Here is an 18,203-nt window from a genome sequence, read left to right on the forward strand (position 1 = left end):
GTTGGGAACAACCATGACCGATGCAGCGAGCAAGCCCAACCTCGGCCGGTTCGGATCGTTCGGACGCGGCGTGACGCCACAACAAGCCAAAGACATCGAATCCCTGGGCTACGGGGCCGTGTGGGTGGGCGGTTCGCCGCCGGCCGAGCTGGCCTGGGTGGAGCCCATCCTCGAAGCGACGACCACCCTGCAGGTGGCCACCGGCATCGTCAACATCTGGACGGCGGCGGCCAAGCCGGTGGCGGAGTCGTTCCACCGCATCGACAAGGCCTACCCCGGCCGCTTCCTGCTGGGCATCGGGGTCGGCCATCCCGAGGCGCACACCGAGTACCGCAAGCCCTACGACGCGCTCGCCGAGTACCTGCAGCAGCTGGACGACTACGGGGTGCCCGCCAACCGCCGGGTGGTGGCCGCCCTGGGCCCGCGCGTCCTCAAGCTGTCGGCCGAGCAAGCCGCCGGGGCGCACCCGTACCTCACCACGCCCGAGCACACCGCTCAGGCGCGCCAGTTGATCGGCCCGTCGGCGTTCCTGGCGCCCGAACACAAGGCGGTCCTGACCACCGACCCCGAGAAGGCCCGTGCGGTAGGCCGCAGGGCACTCGACATCTATTTCCAGCTCGCCAACTACCGCAACAGCTGGAAGCGGCTCGGTTTCACCGACGAGGAGGTCACCAAGCCGGGCAGCGACCGCCTGGTCGACGCGGTCGTGGCCTACGGCACGCCCGACGCGATCGCGGCCCGGCTGAAAGAGCACCTCGATGCGGGCGCCGACCACGTGCCCGTGCAGGTCCTGACGAAGGATGAAAACCTGGTTCCGGCTCTGGCCGAATTGGCCGGGCCGCTCGGCCTGAGCTAGCAGACGACGCACGAGGGGGACGTAGATGACCGAGCCAGTAGCACTCAAACCCGACCTGGGCCGGTTCGGCGTGTGGCTGCCCACCCGCTCCATCACCCCCGAACTGGCGGCGCGGATCGAGTCGCTGGGTTACGGCGCCGCCTGGATCGGCGGTTCACCGGATGCCGAGCTGTCGTGGGTGGAACCGGCCCTGGAGCGGACGACGTCGCTGCAACTGGCCACTGGGATCGTCAACATCTGGAACGCGCCGGCCCCGGCCGTCGCCAAGTCCTTCACGCGCATCGAAAACGCCCACCCCGGAAGGTTTTTGCTCGGCGTTGGGGTGGGACATCCCGAGCACACCCAGGAGTACGTCAAGCCGTACGACGCGCTGGTGTCCTATCTCGACGAGCTCGACGCGGCGATGGTGCCCACCAGTCGCCGGGTGCTCGCGGCGCTCGGGCCGCGCGTATTGCGGCTGGCCGCGCAGCGCAGCGCCGGTGCGCACCCCTACCTGACCACCCCGGAACACACCGCCAAGGCGCGCGAACTGATCGGGAACTCCGTGTTCCTCGCGCCCGAACACAAGGTGGTGCTCACCACCGACGCGGACGAAGCCCGCGCGGTCGGCCGCAGGTATGCGGACTTCTACCTCGACCTGAGTAACTATGTGAACAACTGGCTGCGCACAGGCTTCAGCGAGGCCGACGTCCGCAAGCCGGGCAGCGACAACCTCATCGACGCGGTGGTGGCGTACGGCACTCCCGAGGCCATCGCGCAACGCCTCAACGAACACATCGACGCCGGCGCCGACCACGTGGCGGTCCAAGTGCTCGACGCGGCCGACGACGACGAGGTGATTCGCGTGCTGAGCGAATTGGCCGGGCCGCTGGGGCTGACTGTCGCAAGCTGACCGACTCGCTCGGTTAGGGTTTGGGCATGCGGTTACTGGTCACCGGCGGCGCTGGCTTCATCGGCGCGAATTTCGTGCATAGCACGGTCCGGGAGCATCCGGAGGGTTCCGTGACGGTGCTCGACGCCTTGACCTACGCCGGCCGGCGGGAGTCGCTGGCCGACGTCGAGGACGCCATCCGGCTGGTGGTGGGCGACATCTGCGACGCCGAGCTGGTCTCGCGGCTGGTCGCCGAGTCCGACGCGGTGGTGCACTTCGCCGCGGAGAGCCACGTGGACAACGCGCTGGACGACCCGGGGCCCTTCCTGCACACCAACGTCGTCGGGACGTTCACCATCCTGGAAGCGGTGCGGCGCCACGGCGTGCGGCTGCACCACATTTCGACAGACGAGGTCTACGGCGACCTCGAGCTCGACGACGCCAACCGATTCACCGAGTCGACGCCGTACAACCCGTCGAGTCCGTACTCGGCCACCAAGGCCGGCGCCGACATGCTGGTCCGGGCCTGGGTGCGCTCCTACGGAGTGCGCGCGACGATCTCGAACTGCTCCAACAATTACGGGCCCTATCAGCACGTCGAGAAGTTCATCCCGCGCCAGATCACCAACGTGCTCACCGGCCGGCGGTGCAAGCTGTACGGCAGCGGCGCCAACGTCCGCGACTGGATCCACGTCGACGACCACAACAGCGCCGTGCGACGGATCCTGGAAAAGGGCGAAATCGGCCGCACGTACCTGATCAGTTCCGAGGGCGAGCGAGACAATCTGAGCGTGCTGCGCACGCTGCTGAAGATGATGGGCCGCGAACCTGATGACTTCGACCACGTGACCGACCGCGTCGGGCACGACCTGCGCTACGCCATCGACCCGTCGATGTTGTACGACGAACTTTGTTGGGCCCCAAAGCATACCGATTTCGAAGAGGGATTGAGCGCCACCATCGACTGGTATCGTGCCAACGAATCATGGTGGCGCCCTTTGAAGGACGCTGCGGAAGCCCGATACGAAGAGCGTGGTCAGTAGATGAAGGTTCGCGAACTCGACATCCCCGGCGCCTGGGAGATCACCCCCGCCATTCACGGTGATTCCCGTGGACTGTTCTTCGAATGGCTCACCGACCACGGGTTCACCGAGTTCGCCGGTCACCGCTTGGATGTTCGGCAAGCGAACTGTTCGGTTTCGTCGGCCGGTGTGTTGCGCGGCTTGCACTTCGCCCAGCTGCCGCCAAGCCAAGCCAAATATGTGACCTGCGTGCGTGGCTCGGTTTTTGACGTCGTGGTGGACATCCGCGAGGGTTCGCCGACGTTCGGGCGATGGGACTCGGTGTTGCTCGACGACCAGGACCGCAGGACGATTTACCTCTCCGAAGGCCTGGCGCACGGCTTCCTTGCCCTCCAGGACGATTCGACGGTGATGTACCTCTGCTCCACCGAATACAACCCGCAGCGCGAGCGCACCATCTGCGCGACCGATCCGGCGATCGGGGTCGACTGGCCGCTGGTGAACGGCGCGGCTCCCAGCCTGTCCGACCGCGATGCCGCGGCCCCCAGCTTGGAAGAAGTCCGCGGCGCTGGTCTTTTGCCCAGCTGGAACGACACGCAGAAGTTTATCGACGGGATGCGCAGCAAATAATCGGCACGGGCAACCGGCGGCGACCAAGCGTTCGCTTGGTTATCTCCCTTGCGAAAAGCACAGATCCAATTTTGGCAAAGTAGCCCCTGTCCGCCCCCGGTAAATGATGGAATCGGTGATGCGGGGGGCGTGAATCCACCTTTGTGGTGGTCAGAAACGATACGATGGCGTCGAGCAATGGCGCTCGGGCGAAGGGGGCCGATGAAGTTAGAGCAGGTCTTCAATCCGCGGAGCAACGCATTGAACGCGTGGCGCCTGCTGTTGGCGGCCGAGGTAATCTTCATTCACTCCTGGGGCGTTACGGGCCGTAACCCCACGAACAAGCCGGTTTACCAACTCCTTCTTTGTGTGGGCGTTGACGGGTTCTTCGCCATTTCGGGATTCCTCATCACCGCCAGTTGGCTCGGCAATCCTCGGGTCCGCGACTATTTCGCGGCCCGGGCACTTCGCATCCTCCCGGGCTTCTACGCCTGCTTGATCGTTACCGCGTTTGTCTTCGCCCCGCTCGGAGTGGCGATGCAAGGCGGCTCGGTCACCAAACTCGTATCGTCCGGCGCGCCATTGGAGTTCGTCTTGGAGAACGGCGCGGTGGCGCTGGTCAAGTTTGATATCGGCGGAACACCGCAAGGGGTCCCGGTCGCGGGCGTCTGGAACGGGTCACTGTGGTCCCTCATTTGGGAAGTGATGTGCTACCTGATCGTTGCCGTCGTCGGCGTGGTCGGACTTGCCAGCCGCCGGTGGGTTTCTCCCGCCATACTGATCGCGGCGCTGATCGGGGCGTCGTTATTGCCGCCCCTGACCTCTCCGGAGGAATTGGCTCATCAGCAAGGCAATGCGCTCGTCCCCCTCATTTTCTTGGCCTGTCGAACCGCCATCATGTTTTCGGCCGGCGCGCTCCTGTACCAGTGGCGAGACAAGATCCCCGCTCGATGGTCCCTCGTCGCGGTGAGCTTGGTCATCGTCGCGGCGTCCAGCCTGCTGCCCGACTACCGTATGGTGGCCGCCCTTCCGCTCGCTTACGCCATAATCGTGTCGGGTGCCTTGATCCACAACCAACGGCTGAGATTACGCACGGACCTGTCCTACGGCGTCTACATTTACGCATTCCCGATCCAGCAGCTGCTGGTCATCGGCGGCCTGAAATGGCTAAACCCGTTCGCGTTCTTCGTCGTTGCCACGGCAGCGACCCTGCCGCTGGCCGCGGCAAGCTGGTTCTTAGTCGAGAACCCCGCGCGGTCTCTCAAACGTCGTCTCAAGCGGGAGTCGCCCGCCCCCCGAGAGCAGACAAGTCATACGGTGCTCGTGCTGCCGACGGAGGTTCGAGGTACCGCGCTTCCTCCGGAATTCCGGGGCACCGCCTAGTCACGGCCGATACGATGACGCCGACGGCGCTGGGTATCGACGACAGGCGGAGGCGGATGAAGCTCGGAGTGGTATTCGATCCGCGGAACAACGCGCTGAACGCATTCCGGTTGGCGCTGGCGGCAGAGGTGATGCTCTTCCACTCCTGGCCGATCACGGGTCGCATGCCGCCCGCGGCGATACTTCAGCTGTTCTTCTCGGTGGGTGTTGACGGTTTCTTTGCGATCTCAGGATTTCTCATCACCGCCAGCTGGCTCAACGACCCACGAGTCCGCGACTATCTCGTCGCTCGAGCCTTGCGCATCCTTCCCGGGTTCTACGTCTGCTTGATCGTGACCGCGTTCGTCATCGCCCCGATAAGCGTGGCGATTCAAGGTGGCTCGGCCGTCAAACTGCTCCTGTCCAGCGACCCGATCGAGTATGTCTGGAAAAACGCTGCGGTGGCCTACCTTCATCAGGGTGTCGGTGCCACCCCGAGCGGGATTCCGGATGCGGGGAAATGGAATGCTTCCCTGTGGTCCCTGGTCTGGGAATTGATGTGCTACCTGGTCGTGGCTGTAATCGGTGTCATCGGACTCGCCAATCGCCGTTGGGTGTCCCCTGCAATTTTGGTCCTGGCGGTGCTTGGGGCGTTGTTGTTGCCGCCGCTGACATTTCCCGGGGTATGGACCATCCCCCAGTTGGCCGTGCGATCGGCGATCATGTTCGCCGCCGGCGCGGTCCTCTATCAATGGCGAGACGTGATTCCCGCCCGGTGGTCACTGGTCGCGGTGAGCGTGGTGATCGTCGTGGCGGCCGGTCTATTGCCCGATTACCGTGTGGTGGCTGCCCTTCCGCTGGCGTATGCCGTGATCGTGTCGGGTGCGTTGATCCACAACCAACGGCTGAGATTACGCACGGATCTCTCCTACGGCGTCTACATATACGCGTACCCAATGCAGCAGTTGCTGGCGGTCTGTGGGCTTATCTGGCTGCATCCGATTGGGTTTTTTCTCGTTTCGGCGCTGGCCACCCTGCCTCTGGCGGCGTTGAGCTGGTATTTGGTCGAGAAGCCCGCGCAAAACTTGAGGTCTCGTCTCAAGCGGAAGTGGTCTGTCCGCGACCTTGCTGAAGTTGCCGAACTCCCCGACCCCGCGCAGTCGCCAGATCCCCCGCCCACAGCAGCACCGTCAACACCTCCGCGGTCACACTGATCGCGGCATGGGGCGCGGGCTGCCAGCCCTGCTCCGAAAAGCCCATAATCCCAATCGTTCTCGATAGGCCGAACGCGATCAGCGAGCCGCCCGCCACGGCCGCGCCAGCCCAACGCAGCCAGCCGGGACCGCCCAGGAGGATCAGCAGGGCTATGGCGAACGACGCACTGGCCTGAATCAGGAAGGCGGCGCCGATATCCGGGATGTGTCGGTAGCCGTGCACGTAGAGGTAGGCGTGGCTGGAGGCGCTGATCACCAGTGACGTGGCCAGGCCGATGCGAAGCAGAAGAGTCATTGCAGCGCCTGCTCTTTCAACGCCAGGGCGGCCTCGCCCCGGGTGTAACTGACCTCGCGGATGCCGAGGGCGTCACGGAGCTTGCCCGCGGGCAGGGTGACCGGCTTGGGCGCCGGCCCGTCACCGGGCCGCGGCAGCGGGTACGCGGTCGTCGTCCCGCTGTAGAACGTCACGTTGCCTTCCGTCTTGGAAAACAATTGGTGCACATGGCCGTTGAGGCAGGTGACGGACGAGAACCGGCGCAGGTAGCTCAACGCCTGGGCCGCGTCGTCGGTGCCCCAGCCCCAGTTGGGGTACATCGCGAACAACGGGATGTGGCTGAACACGATGATGGGGGTATCGCTCGACAGCCGCGCGACGTCCTTCTCGACGAACTCCAACTGGTCGGCGCCCAAATGTCCGAGCTTGTGCAGGTTCAGCGTGTTGACCAGTGCGATCACGTGCACACCTGCGATGTCGAAGCTGTACCAGCCGTCGCCGACGGATCCCGCACCGAAGGCGCTTCGATACTTCTGGCCCGCGTCGTCGACCGAGTCGTGCTCCCCGGGCACGGTGAAGACGTGCGGCGTCTTCAGGGCAGTCATCATCTGCTTCACCTGGTCGAACTGCTCAGGACTGGACAGGTGCGTCAGATCGCCGGTGTGCACGACGAAATCCGGTGTGTAGCCGAGATTGTTGACCTGATCGATCGCATGGGTGAACGTGCCGGCGACGTCCGGGTTGGGCGCGCCGGTGAATCCGATGTGGCTGTCGCTGATCTGGGCGAACCGCAGGGAGGGCCGGGCGTGCGCATGCTCTGCCGCCGCGGTACCCGCGACATGCGAAATTACTTCGCCGCCAACCACGGCGAAACCCACCGCCGCCCCGAACCACGCCGTGTGTCGCATCAGCTGGCGGCGACTCATGTTCGGGTTCATCGCGTCACCACCACGCTCCCGCGCATCATCGGGTGAATGGAGCAGACGTAGTCGAAAGTTCCGGCGTCGGAGAAGGTGTGGGTGAAAGTGGCCCCTGTCCCCATCCCGGGTGAGTGGAAAGAACCGTCGGATGCGGCCACCGTATGCGGTTCTTCGTCGCGGTTGGTCCACGTGACGGTGGTGCCCACAGGGACCGTCAGCGTGGCCGGCGCGAACGCGAAGCCGTCGATGTTGACCTGATTGCCGCTCACCGGAGCCGCGGGCGCCGTCACTGAGCCCATGGGCATGCTGGTACCGGTAGCGCTGCCGGTGGCCGGTCGCGAGGCCGAGCAACCCGCCAGGAGGACTGCGGCGGCCAGGGCGACCGCCGAATGTTTTCGAAGCATCATGCCCAGGAATAGGGCGGCGGGTTACACCAATCAGGCGGGCTGGTCGGGACGCGCCGGCGCGAACACCTCGATGACGCCGTCGATCTCACGAACCAGCAACGCCGGCAACGGCTTCGGGGCGATCGGCAGTTGGTGGGTGAGCACCTGCCCGGTGGGCGAGAACGACGTCGAGTGGCAGGGGCAGCGCAGCCTGTCGTCGGGCGCGTCGAACCACAGCCGGCACCCTTGGTGGGTGCATACCCCGGAGACCGCCTGCGGCTTACCGTCGACGCGGCGGACGAATCCGCTCACCGAACCCAGGTCGAACGGATGCATGACCCCGTCGGGTACCTGCGAACTGGCCGCCACCCGCTGCCATGTCCCGGCGTTGGGCGTGAGCGGCGCGTTGTCGGCGGCGGGAACCCCGCCGGGGTGGCCGGTGATAACGGCTCGGTCGATGGACACCGCGGTGACCGCGGCGGCCGCCGCTGCCGACGTGCCGACGATGACCTGGCGGCGGGTGCTGCTGTGCTTCTGCGCCGCTTGGGGTCCCGCGTCGGACATCTGCTCGGCGAGGCGATCATGCAGCTCGTCGAGGAATTCCGGGCGCGGGGCCTCGCCCCGGCGCCCGGCCGCGCGCAATTCGATCGCCGTGCGCAGCTGTGCCGCCTCGAAGTCGTCGGGGGCGAACGGCCTGGGCCGCCGGCCCCGCAACAGGTCGTCGACGTATCGGCGCAGCCCTCGCGCGTTCATGGTGAGCCCCCATCGTTGACCTGCGCCGCCAACCGCAGCGCGCGATGCTGGAGCACCTTGGCGTTGGCGACGCTGACCCCGAGTTCCGCGGCGGAATCCTTGATCGAATGCCCTTGCAGGAAGCGTAATTCCAGGATATGCCGATAGCGGTCCGGCAGGTTGTCCAGAACCCGGGCGACACGCTGCGGCGCGGTGCTGATCGCTTCCTCGCTTTCCGGTGGTTGTTCGATGTCGTCGATCGAGGTTATCTCCCGGCCCAGGGTCTCCCGCCAATGCGCGGCCAGCACCGTTCGCGCGGTGACCCGCAGGTAGGCGCGCACCTCGCCGACGCTCGCGGTCAGCCGCAGCGGCCGCAGCGCGGCGAGGAAGACCTCGGCGGTGAGGTCCTCGGCGTCGGCCCGGTTGCCGACCCGGGCGAACAGCGTGCGGTAGACCCAGGACGCGTTGTCCTGGTACACCGCTTCCCAGTCCGGATAGCCATCGTCAAAGCCGCTGTCGGGCACCGCCCGCAGCGGCCGTTTGACGGGTTCGCTTTGTGCCGCCACGTGCCTCCTCCACCCGATGAATATCGAGCCGGGTTACACCGGTTATCACGGTGCCGCAAGCGAGGTTTGTTCACTGAGCAGCTCGTCGAGTTTGGTGGCGGTGGCCGAGAACACCGACTTGGCGATGCTCAGCAGCCGGTCGCGTACGCGGGGCTTCGCCGAAGCCGGCGGCAGCAGATGACCGACCAGATGACCGAACAGGTCCAGGCGCGCCGCGGACAGCCAGGCGGTCAGGTCCGGATCGTCGAGCCAGCGCAGCTGATTGCTGTAATCGGCCAGCGCCAACCGCAACCAGTCCACATCGGTGTCCGGGTGGGGCAACGGCACGCACAGCCCGTTCTTCAGCCGGTCGTCGGCATACGCGGCTTCGACGTGGGCGATCAGCGCGGCGCTGAAAATCTGCTGGCATCCGCGCACGCTTTGCAGCGTGATCCGGCCGGCGTCGAAAATGGGTGTTGCCGGGCGCTTTTCGGCACCGTCGGCGGTGCAGTCGATAAACAGGGCGTCGCCTTCGCGCGCCACCGCGCCGTCCTCGAGGATCATTCGGTCCGCGTCGACGCGCAGCAGGTGCCCCTTGCGCACCACATCGCCGATGCGTCGCAGCTGTTCGAGTTCGGCCCGGGTGACGGTCGCGCAGCGATACATCGTCGGCCGGATCGCCGGATCGATCCGCAACACGCTGCCGGCCTCCTCGAGGCGGGAGAACAAATCATCAACCGACGCGGCATCGTTGATCGCGCGCAGCTGCGCGATGAAGCCGGCTTTGATCTTCTCGGCGAACAGCGGTCCCGGCTGCATCGTCGCGCGATCCAGCAGCCAGGAGTCACGGGGCATGATCCAGGTCAGCCGGTCCGGCGCGATGCCCTGGCCGAGCAGCCACAGGCAGGTGTCGATGCCGGTCTTGCCCGCGCCGACGATCACGTAACGCTCGTGCGCTCCCAGTTTCGGCAGGTCGTTGGGCGGCACGCAGGTGATGCCGGGCGCGACGGCGTAGGGCGCCGGCCGCATGGCGGGCACCGTGACGTGCATGTAGGTGGCGTCGACGATGCGGCGCGCGACGGTGACGGTGTGGTCGGCGCCGGCGAGCGTGGTGAAGCGGCCGTCACCGCGGTATTCGCTCATCGGGAAGTAGGAGACCCGGCCACTCGCCAACAGCTGCCGGCGCATCACATGGTCGTAGTAGGCGCACACCTCCCCCGCGGTGGCCAACTCGTAAAGCCCTTGATTCCAACCGAATTCGTCGATGGAGTCGCTGCCGAGGCGCAGCGAATTGACGCCGTAGAACGCCGAGGGCTGGTGCAGCCGCACGAATGGGTAGGCCATGTTCCAGTGCCCGCCCGGCTGGTGGTTGCGGTCCACCAACACCACGCGGGCGTCCGTCTCGGACACCAGCGTGTCGACGAACGCCATGCCCATGGCGCCCGCGCCGACCACCAGGTAATCGGCCTCGATGGTGCGCATACGCCTGAAGGCTAGCCTGCTCAGCCGAGGTCGACCGCCGCGGCGCGGAGGTCATCCAACGCTTTGCGAGCCAGTTCGGCAAGGTCTAGCTCATTCTCTGCGGCAACCCATTCGGCGTAGGCCTCCTTGAACGCGAGCACCCCCAGCTCGGCGGCCAGGGCCGCGGGCCGGCCCGGAACCCCCCGTGCGTGCAGCGCGTCCGCCATCGCCGCGGCCAGGCCGACCTGTTTGAGCGCGTCGCGCTCCTGCAACTCGGTGCTGGTGGCGATGACCGCTTGCACCCGGGGACCGAGTTCGCGATTGAACGGCGTCATCGGCCCGGCAGCCCGCTCCAGCCCGGCGGCCACCGCGGCGAGTGGGCTCGCCCCCGCGGGCGCCGAGGCGATGCCGTCCGTCAGGAGTTGCGCCAGCGTCTCCTGACCGGCCGCCAGGACCTCCCGCTTATCAGGGAAATACCGGAAAAAGGTGCTCCTGGTCAGGCCGGCCTGATCGGCGATCTCGGCGACGGTGGTCCGGTCGTAGCCCTGCTCGGAAAACAGTTGCAGCGCGGCGACGACCAGCCGTGCTCGCGCATCCGGTTCCCATCGGGGCATGCCGTCATCGTAGCGATGGGACTTTTGTCCCATCACTCTGCTAGCGTGATGAGACATCAGTCCCATCACTCGGAGGAGTTGCTCATGCGGGTTTTCGTCACGGGTGGCACCGGCGGCATCGGCTCGGCCGTCGTGCCCGAGCTGACCGGCGCAGGCCACCAGGTCCTCGCGCTGGCGCGCTCCGACGCGTCGGCACAGGCCGCCCAGTCCATGGGAGCCGACGTGCTGCGCGGCGACCTCGACGACACGGACAGCCTGCGCCGGGGCGCCGCGGAGGCCGATGCCGTTATTCACCTCGCCTTCCTGCACTTCGACGACTTCGCCAAGGCGGTCACCCAGGAGTCCGGTGCGGTCGAGGCGTTCGGCGCCGCCCTCGAGGGAACCGGCAAGCCGTTCGTCATGGCCTCGGGGACACCGGTGGTGCCCGGCCGTGCGTCCACCGAGGAGGACCCGATGCCGACCGACGGACCCATCCGCGGACGCGGCCGAAACGCCCGGGCCGCCCTGGACCTGGCCGACAAGGGGGTCCGGTCTTCGGTGGTCCGCCTCCCCCGGTCCGTGCACCGGGCGGCCGGCCCGTGCGGGTTCGCATCCCTGCTCATCGAGACCGCTCGACGCACCGGGGTGTCGGGCTATGTCGGCGACGGCAGCCAGCGCTGGCCGGCCGTGCACGTCCTCGACGCCGCGCGGCTGTTCCGTTTGGTTCTCGAGGAGGCCACCGCAGGCACGGTGGCGCACGCGGTTGCCGATGAGGGGGATCCGATGCGCGCGCTCGCCGAGACCATCGGGCGCGAACTCAACGTGCCCCCGGCGCCGGTCCCGGCCGACCATTTCGGCTTCCTCGGTGCCGTCTTCGAGGCGGACCAACCGGCTTCGAGCGAGTTGACCCGCCGGCGATTCGGTTGGCGACCCACCCATCCGAGCCTGCTCGAAGACCTGGCGGCCGGCGGCTATCCGGCGTGAAAACCGGTGTCCTTGCGGCGCCCGTCCGCGGTTACTAGGATATCCAAGTATCCGCCTCTCACGCGCGTACAACTCGAGGACACCATGACCACACAAATCCCCCACTTCATCGATGGGGAGCGCACCGCCGGCCAGTCCACCCGCACCGCCGACGTCTTCAACCCGAGCACCGGCGAGGTGCAGGCGCAGGTGCCGATGGCCGGCAAGGCCGAAATCGACGCCGCGGTGGCCTCGGCCGTCGAGGCGCAGAAGGGTTGGGCGGCGTGGAATCCGCAGCGGCGCGCGCGCGTGCTGATGCGATTCGTCGAACTGGTCAACGACCACATGGACGAGCTCGCCGAGCTGCTGTCCCTCGAGCACGGCAAGACGCTGGCCGACGCGCGCGGCGACGTCCAGCGCGGCATCGAGGTCATCGAGTTCGCCATCGGCATCCCCCACCTGCTCAAGGGCGAGTACAGCGAAGGCGCCGGTCCGGGCATCGACGTCTACTCGCTGCGCCAGCCGCTGGGGGTGGTCGCCGGCATCACCCCGTTCAACTTCCCGGCCATGATCCCGCTGTGGAAGGCCGGGCCGGCCCTCGCATGCGGCAACGCCTTCGTGCTCAAGCCCAGCGAGCGCGACCCGTCGGTTCCGGTGCGACTGGCCGAACTCTTCCTGGAAGCGGGCCTGCCGCCCGGTGTGTTCCAGGTCGTGCACGGCGACAAGGAGGCCGTCGACGCCATCCTGCACCACCCCGACATACAGGCGGTGGGTTTCGTCGGCAGCTCCGACATCGCCCAGTACATCTACGCCACGGCCGCGGCCACCGGCAAGCGGTCGCAGTGCTTCGGCGGCGCCAAGAACCACATGATCGTGATGCCCGATGCCGACCTGGACCAGGCCGTCGACGCGCTGATCGGGGCCGGGTACGGCAGCGCGGGCGAACGGTGCATGGCAATCAGCGTCGCGGTGCCCGTCGGCGAGCGGACCGCGGAGCGGTTGCGCGCCAGGCTCGTCGACCGGATCAACAACCTGCGCGTCGGGCACAGCCTGGACCCGAAGGCCGACTACGGCCCGCTGGTCACCGAAGCCGCGCTGGCGCGGGTGCGCGACTACATCGGCCAGGGCGTCGAGGCGGGCGCCGAATTGGTGATCGACGGCCGGGAGCGCGCCAGCGACGACCTGACATTCGACGACGCCAGCCTCGAGGGCGGATTCTTCATCGGCCCAACGCTGTTCGACCACGTCACTGCCGACATGTCGATCTACACCGACGAGATCTTCGGGCCGGTGCTGTGCATCGTGCGCGCCCACGACTACGAAGAGGCGCTGCGGTTGCCTTCGGAGCACGAGTACGGCAACGGTGTGGCGGTCTTCACCCGCGACGGCGACGCGGCCCGTGACTTCGTCTCCCGGGTGCAGGTGGGCATGGTCGGCGTGAACGTGCCGATCCCGGTTCCGGTTGCCTACCACACCTTTGGCGGTTGGAAGCGCTCCGGTTTCGGCGACCTCAACCAGCATGGCCCTTCGTCCATCATCTTCTACACGAAGACGAAGACGGTGACGTCGCGGTGGCCGTCCGGCATCAAGGATGGCGCCGAATTCGTCATCCCCACAATGGATTAGGGCCCTATGTTCACCCTGAACGACGACGAGCGGGTCATCACCGAGACGGCGGCCGCGTTCGCCGCCAAACGCCTGGCCCCGCACACCCTGGAATGGGATGCCGCCAAACACTTTCCGACGGACGTGTTGCGGGAGTCCGCCGAGCTCGGCATGGCCGCGATCTACTGCCGCGAGGACGTCGGCGGCAGCGGCCTGCGCCGGCTCGACGGGGTCCGGATCTTCGAGCAGTTGGCCATCGCGTGCCCGACCATCGCGGCGTTCCTGTCCATCCACAACATGTGCGCGTGGATGATCGACAAGTTCGGCACCCCCGAACAGCGCAAGGAATGGGTGCCTCGGCTGGCCGCGATGGACGTCATCGCCAGCTACTGCCTCACCGAGCCGGGCGCGGGCTCGGACGCCAGCGCCCTGAGCACCCGAGCCATCCGCCAGGGTGGCGACTACGTGCTCGACGGCGTCAAGCAGTTCATCTCCGGCGCCGGGGCCTCGGACGTCTACGTGGTGATGGCTCGGACCGGCGGTGAGGGTCCGCGCGGAATCTCGGCCTTCATCGTCGAAAAGGGCGCTCCCGGGCTCAGTTTCGGGGCGCTGGAAGAGAAGATGGGCTGGCATGCCCAGCCCACCGCACAGGTGATCCTGGAGGGCGTGCGGGTACCCGCCGAGGCCATGCTGGGCGGCCCAGAGGGCGAAGGCGCCGGATTCGGCATCGCGATGAACGGCCTCAACGGCGGTCGGCTCAACATCGCGGCGTGCTCGCTGGGCGGCGCCCAGTCCGCCTTCGACAAGGCGGGCGCCTACGTCCGCGACCGGCAGGCGTTCGGCAAGGCACTGCTCGACGAGCCCACCATCCGGTTCACCCTGGCCGACATGGCCATCGGGCTGGAAACGTCGCGAATGATGTTGTGGCGGGCCGCGGATGCGTTGGACAACGACGACCCCGACAAGGTCGAGCTGTGCGCGATGGCCAAGCGCTACGTCACCGACGCCTGCTTCGAGGTGGCCGACAAGGCCCTGCAGCTGCACGGCGGCTACGGGTATCTGCGTGAGTATGGTCTGGAAAAGATCGTCCGCGATCTGCGGGTGCATCGAATCCTGGAAGGGACCAACGAAATCATGCGGGTGGTCATCGGCAGGGCCGAGGCCGCGCGCGTGCGGGCGAGCGCGTAGAAAGGTCGGCGATGACCGAGCACCTGACGGTGGCTTTCCTGGGTCTGGGCAATATGGGCGGGCCGATGTCGGCGAACCTTGTTGCCGCCAAGCATGCGGTGCGCGGGTTCGACCCCGTGCCCGCCGCCATCGCCGCGGCGGCAGGCAACGGGGTCACGACGTTCGACAGCGCGGCCGACGCGGTGACGGGGGCCGACGTCGTGATCACCATGTTGCCCAACGGCGACCTGGTCAAGCGTTGCTACGCCGATGTGCTGCCGGCCGCCCGGTCGGGCGCACTGTTCATCGACAGCTCCACGATCTCGGTCAACGACGCCCGCGAGGTGCACGCGCTCGCGGAGTCGCAGGGGGTTGCGCAGCTGGATGCGCCCGTCTCCGGCGGGGTGAAGGGCGCCGTCGCCGGGACGCTGGCGTTCATGGTCGGCGGTGACGAGGCCGCCCTGGAGCGCGCCCGGCCCGTGCTGGAACCCATGGCGGGCAAGGTGATTCACTGCGGCGCGGCCGGGGCCGGCCAGGCGGCCAAGGTGTGCAACAACATGGTGCTGGCGGTGCAGCAGATCGCCGTCGGTGAGGCGTTCGTGCTGGCCGAGAAGCTCGGGCTTTCGGCGCAGTCCCTCTTCGACGTCATCACCGGCGCGACCGGCAACTGCTGGGCCGTGCACACCAACTGCCCGGTGCCGGGACCGGTGCCGACATCGCCGGCCAACAACGACTTCAAGCCGGGTTTCGCGACCGCACTGATGAACAAGGACCTCGGCCTCGCCATGGACGCGGTGACCTCGACCGGGTCCGCGGCGCCGCTGGGCAGGCACGCCGCCGAGATCTACGCCAAATTCGCGGCCGACCACGCCGACAAGGACTTCAGCGCAGTGATCGAATTGCTGCGCGACAGCTAGATCGGGCACAGCGGCGCGCCGAGCGTGTACTCACTGCGAAATAGCGCGGGAAAAATCGCACTCAGTGCACGTTCGGCGAAGGATGGCCTTCTTCTCGTTCAATCCGCGAAGTCGCCCGCGTCGCGGCGCAGCGTCTCGATCGATGAAACCAGCGCCCGCGCTTCGGTTTCGGACATGCCGATATCGGCGAACACTTGCTCGTTGAGCGTTACCGTGGCGTCCTCGACCGTCGAGCGGCCCAGGTCGGTGATCTGCACCAGAGTGGTGCGCCCATCGGTGGGGTGCGGTACCCGTTGCACCAGCCCGTCGGCTTCCAGCCGGCGAATCGCGTGCGTCACGCTGGTGACGTGGACCTGCAACCGGTCGGACGCCTTGGTGATCGGCAGCGCGCCGGTCCGGCTGAACGCCAGCAGGCGCAGCAACTCATACCGGGAGAAACTCAGGTCGTAGGGACGCAATGCCGTCTCGACGCGGGCCAGCAGGATCTGGTGCGCCCGCATCACCGACGTCACCGCGACCATGCCCTGGGCCACGTCGCTCCAACCGGAGCGCTCCCAGTTGTCGCGCGCCGCGGCGATCGGATCACGCTTCGGCGGTCGTGAGGCAGCCACGCCCCTTCATACCGCACTTGGCGCGCGGGCGTGGGCTTTCCCCAGCGCCGAGAGCACCGCCAGTGTCGAGGCACGATTGCCCACGGTGATCCGCGCGCCGCCGTCCGGGTAGCACCGCACCCGTAGCCCGTCATCGGCAAAGACCTCATGCCACCGCGCACCCCGCCCATCCTTTTTGGCGGGCAGGTACATGAAGTTTGCGTGCGCGTCCGTCGTGTAGATCCCCAGCGCGCTGAGGCGCATCCGCAGATAACAGCGTTCGGCGTTGATCAACCGGACCCGCTGCAGCAGTTGGTCTTCCGCTGCGTACGACGCGGCTACCGCGACCAGACTGGTGATCGGGGCGCCGAACGGCAGCTGATGGGACCACAGTTTTGAGGCCAGCTCCTTCGAGGCCACCCCATAACCGATCCGCAGCCCCGCCAGCCCGTACGCCTTGGAGAAGGTCCGCACCACCACCACATTGGGGAAGCGAGAGACCAATGCCGACACGGCGATGCGGTGCTCGGGCGCGGTGAACTCGATGTACGCCTCGTCGAGCAGGACGACTGTGTCACGCGGCACGCGGCGCAGGAACGCCGAAACGGCGGCAGCGGATTCCAGCGTTCCGGTGGGGTTGTGCGGCCGGCACAGGACGACCACCCGGGCATCGGCGGCGGCGCGGGCCAACCCGTCGAGGTCGTGGTGACCATGCGCATCCAGGGGAACTGTCCGTGTCTTAAGCCGCGCCATCCGCGTGAGGATCGGGTAACCGTCGAAGGTGGGCGTCGCCATCGCCACCGTGTCGCCCGGAGCGGTCAGCGCCTGCAGGGCCAGCAGCACGACACCCGTCGCGCCGGCGCCCGGCACCACCCGGTCGGCCGGCACCCCGATGTGGTCGGCGATCACACCGCGCAGCCGCTCGGGCAGGAACTCGGGGTAGCGGTTCACGGCGTGGACGGACCGCATCAACGCCGACCGGACCGCCGACAGCGGCGGGAAGGGATTCTCGTTGAGCGACAACGCAAACGGATCCGCCGCGTCGGGCAACGCATCGAAGCCGTCGCCGGCCAACGGGCTCGGGGCGGGCTGCATCACCCTCGCCCACCCCAGCGCACCGCAGCCGCACCGGCGAAGTCGCCGGCGTGCGCGAAGGCGGCCATCATGACGACATCCCCGGCCTCGGCCTGCCCATCGGAGATCGCGCGATCCAGGTTGATCGGAATCCCGGCGCCGAACAGGTTGCCACACTCGTCAAAGGTGTCTCGATGGCGTTCGGGCGGCAACTCGAGCGCCTCGCGCCAGTTGCGCAGGAAAACCCGGTTCGGCTGGTTGGTGACGAGCAGATCGATGTCCTTGGCGCGCAGGCCTATTCGGTCGCACACCGCCAGCGCCACCTCGGGGACCTGCCGGTTGCCGCGGGCCAGCACCTTGGTGATCTTGCTCTCGGTGAAGCCGATGCTGCCCTCGCCGGCCCCGGCCTGCCACCACTTGCGGGGCGGGTCGTAGGACAGCGTCATCTCGCCGGCGTATTCACCGTAGGTGCGGCACTCGACGTCGAGGATGGGTGATTGGTCGCTGAGCGTGACCAGACCCACGGCCGCACCGTCCCCGGGCACCGCGGACTGCGCCTTGCGGCGGATGGTCGGCTGATCGAAGAACTGTCCGGCCGCGTTTTGGGCGATGGCGATCAGCGCGGTGTGCCCGTTGCCGGAGGACAGCAGTTTGCGAGCCACGTTGAGCGCCAACACGAACGCCGCGCAGCCGCCATTGTTGAGGTCGAGCACCCAGGACGGTCGCATGCCCAGGCGGTGCGCGATGCCGCCGCCTTGCCCGTAGAAGGCCATGTCGGGCACCTGGGTGTGGGTGATGAGCACGTCGGCGCCCTCGACCACGTCGTGGCCGTGCCGCTCGATCAGGCCCTGCGCGGCGCACTCGATCATGTCGATCGAACTCTCGTCAGGCCCGACGTGGTGGCGAAACTTCGGGGCGCGGAACATCACGTGCTCGCGCAGGTCGTCGGACTCGGCGAATTGCGCGTAGTAGTCGGCGCCGATCGGTTCGCCGGGCAGATAGGTGGAGACGTCGATCAGGCTGACGTTCGGTTGGCTCATGT

The 18,203-nt window shown here is 67.2% G+C and carries 20 protein-coding genes; 10 read left to right on the forward strand and 10 right to left on the reverse strand.

Annotated features, from left to right (window positions below; genetic code table 11):
- Positions 1-13: 13 nt before the first annotated feature.
- The 6 genes from A5756_RS01470 to A5756_RS01495 all read left to right on the forward strand — a co-directional run bounded on the left by A5756_RS01470 (position 14) and on the right by A5756_RS01495 (position 5,934).
- Positions 14-856 (forward strand): LLM class F420-dependent oxidoreductase, encoded by an 843-nt coding sequence (locus A5756_RS01470; RefSeq protein WP_066945733.1) that lies wholly within the window; start codon positions 14-16, stop codon positions 854-856.
- A 25-nt stretch (positions 857-881) separates the two neighbouring features.
- On the forward strand, positions 882-1,748 hold the full coding sequence (locus tag A5756_RS01475) for an LLM class F420-dependent oxidoreductase (protein WP_066945736.1): 867 nt from the start codon (positions 882-884) through the stop codon (positions 1,746-1,748).
- A gap of 26 nt (positions 1,749-1,774) precedes the next feature.
- Positions 1,775-2,770 (forward strand): dTDP-glucose 4,6-dehydratase, encoded by a 996-nt coding sequence (rfbB, locus tag A5756_RS01480; RefSeq protein ID WP_066945738.1) that lies wholly within the window; start codon positions 1,775-1,777, stop codon positions 2,768-2,770.
- A complete protein-coding gene (gene rfbC, locus A5756_RS01485) occupies positions 2,771-3,379 on the forward strand; it encodes a dTDP-4-dehydrorhamnose 3,5-epimerase (RefSeq protein ID WP_066945742.1) in 609 nt (202 codons plus the stop codon).
- Between the two features lie 201 nt (positions 3,380-3,580).
- Positions 3,581-4,741 (forward strand): acyltransferase, encoded by a 1,161-nt coding sequence (locus A5756_RS01490; protein WP_066945745.1) that lies wholly within the window; start codon positions 3,581-3,583, stop codon positions 4,739-4,741.
- Between the two features lie 56 nt (positions 4,742-4,797).
- Positions 4,798-5,934 carry an acyltransferase gene (locus tag A5756_RS01495; protein WP_066945748.1) on the forward strand — a complete coding sequence of 379 codons (1,137 nt, stop codon included), beginning with the start codon at positions 4,798-4,800 and terminating at the stop codon, positions 5,932-5,934.
- Here the strand turns inward: A5756_RS01495 and A5756_RS25180 are convergent.
- Genes A5756_RS25180 through A5756_RS01525 form a run of 7 tightly spaced genes read right to left on the reverse strand, consistent with a single transcriptional unit; the run spans position 5,819 to position 10,866 of the window.
- On the reverse strand, positions 5,819-6,229 hold the full coding sequence (locus tag A5756_RS25180; protein WP_156659125.1) for a hypothetical protein: 411 nt from the start codon (positions 6,227-6,229) through the stop codon (positions 5,819-5,821). The genes A5756_RS01495 and A5756_RS25180 overlap by 116 nt on opposite strands.
- On the reverse strand, positions 6,226-7,146 hold the full coding sequence (locus tag A5756_RS01500; RefSeq protein WP_066945751.1) for a metallophosphoesterase: 921 nt from the start codon (positions 7,144-7,146) through the stop codon (positions 6,226-6,228). Before A5756_RS01500 ends, A5756_RS25180 begins: the two co-directional genes overlap by 4 nt.
- On the reverse strand, positions 7,143-7,535 hold the full coding sequence (locus tag A5756_RS01505; protein WP_066945755.1) for a cupredoxin family copper-binding protein: 393 nt from the start codon (positions 7,533-7,535) through the stop codon (positions 7,143-7,145). Before A5756_RS01505 ends, A5756_RS01500 begins: the two co-directional genes overlap by 4 nt.
- A gap of 30 nt (positions 7,536-7,565) precedes the next feature.
- Complete coding sequence (locus A5756_RS01510) at positions 7,566-8,267, reverse strand: Rieske (2Fe-2S) protein (protein ID WP_066945760.1); 702 nt, start codon at positions 8,265-8,267, stop codon at positions 7,566-7,568.
- Complete coding sequence (locus A5756_RS01515; protein ID WP_066945763.1) at positions 8,264-8,812, reverse strand: RNA polymerase sigma factor; 549 nt, start codon at positions 8,810-8,812, stop codon at positions 8,264-8,266. Before A5756_RS01515 ends, A5756_RS01510 begins: the two co-directional genes overlap by 4 nt.
- Positions 8,813-8,857: 45 nt before the next feature.
- Positions 8,858-10,273, reverse strand: a complete 1,416-nt coding sequence (locus A5756_RS01520) for an NAD(P)-binding protein (protein ID WP_066945766.1) — start codon at positions 10,271-10,273, stop codon at positions 8,858-8,860.
- A 20-nt stretch (positions 10,274-10,293) separates the two neighbouring features.
- Positions 10,294-10,866, reverse strand: coding sequence for a TetR/AcrR family transcriptional regulator (locus tag A5756_RS01525; RefSeq protein WP_066945974.1), 573 nt, complete (start codon positions 10,864-10,866; stop codon positions 10,294-10,296).
- An 84-nt stretch (positions 10,867-10,950) separates the two neighbouring features.
- Here A5756_RS01525 and A5756_RS01530 point away from each other — a divergent pair, with 84 nt between their 5' ends.
- The 4 genes from A5756_RS01530 (at position 10,951) to mmsB (ending at position 15,497) form a co-directional block, all read left to right on the forward strand.
- A complete protein-coding gene (locus A5756_RS01530; RefSeq protein ID WP_066945769.1) occupies positions 10,951-11,829 on the forward strand; it encodes an SDR family oxidoreductase in 879 nt (292 codons plus the stop codon).
- An 84-nt stretch (positions 11,830-11,913) separates the two neighbouring features.
- Positions 11,914-13,434: a CoA-acylating methylmalonate-semialdehyde dehydrogenase gene (locus tag A5756_RS01535; protein ID WP_066945772.1), complete on the forward strand. Its 1,521-nt coding sequence runs from the start codon at positions 11,914-11,916 to the stop codon at positions 13,432-13,434.
- A gap of 6 nt (positions 13,435-13,440) precedes the next feature.
- Positions 13,441-14,601, forward strand: a complete 1,161-nt coding sequence (locus A5756_RS01540; protein ID WP_066945775.1) for an isobutyryl-CoA dehydrogenase — start codon at positions 13,441-13,443, stop codon at positions 14,599-14,601.
- Between the two features lie 11 nt (positions 14,602-14,612).
- Positions 14,613-15,497, forward strand: a complete 885-nt coding sequence (mmsB, locus tag A5756_RS01545; RefSeq protein WP_066945778.1) for a 3-hydroxyisobutyrate dehydrogenase — start codon at positions 14,613-14,615, stop codon at positions 15,495-15,497.
- Between the two features lie 98 nt (positions 15,498-15,595).
- On the opposite strand, the gene A5756_RS01550 is transcribed toward mmsB, so the two are convergent.
- The 3 genes from A5756_RS01550 to A5756_RS01560 are packed head-to-tail and all read right to left on the reverse strand — an operon-like array spanning position 15,596 to position 18,201.
- Complete coding sequence (locus A5756_RS01550; RefSeq protein ID WP_066945783.1) at positions 15,596-16,108, reverse strand: MarR family transcriptional regulator; 513 nt, start codon at positions 16,106-16,108, stop codon at positions 15,596-15,598.
- Between the two features lie 6 nt (positions 16,109-16,114).
- Positions 16,115-17,182, reverse strand: a complete 1,068-nt coding sequence (locus A5756_RS01555) for a histidinol-phosphate transaminase (RefSeq protein WP_066945981.1) — start codon at positions 17,180-17,182, stop codon at positions 16,115-16,117.
- Positions 17,182-18,201 carry a 3-oxoacyl-ACP synthase III family protein gene (locus tag A5756_RS01560; protein ID WP_066945786.1) on the reverse strand — a complete coding sequence of 340 codons (1,020 nt, stop codon included), beginning with the start codon at positions 18,199-18,201 and terminating at the stop codon, positions 17,182-17,184. The genes A5756_RS01555 and A5756_RS01560 overlap by 1 nt, the downstream gene beginning before the upstream one ends.
- Between the last annotated feature and the right edge of the window lie 2 nt (positions 18,202-18,203).

The sequence above is a fragment of the Mycobacterium sp. 852002-53434_SCH5985345 genome (assembly GCF_001667155.1).
In the GTDB taxonomy this organism is placed as follows: domain Bacteria; phylum Actinomycetota; class Actinomycetes; order Mycobacteriales; family Mycobacteriaceae; genus Mycobacterium.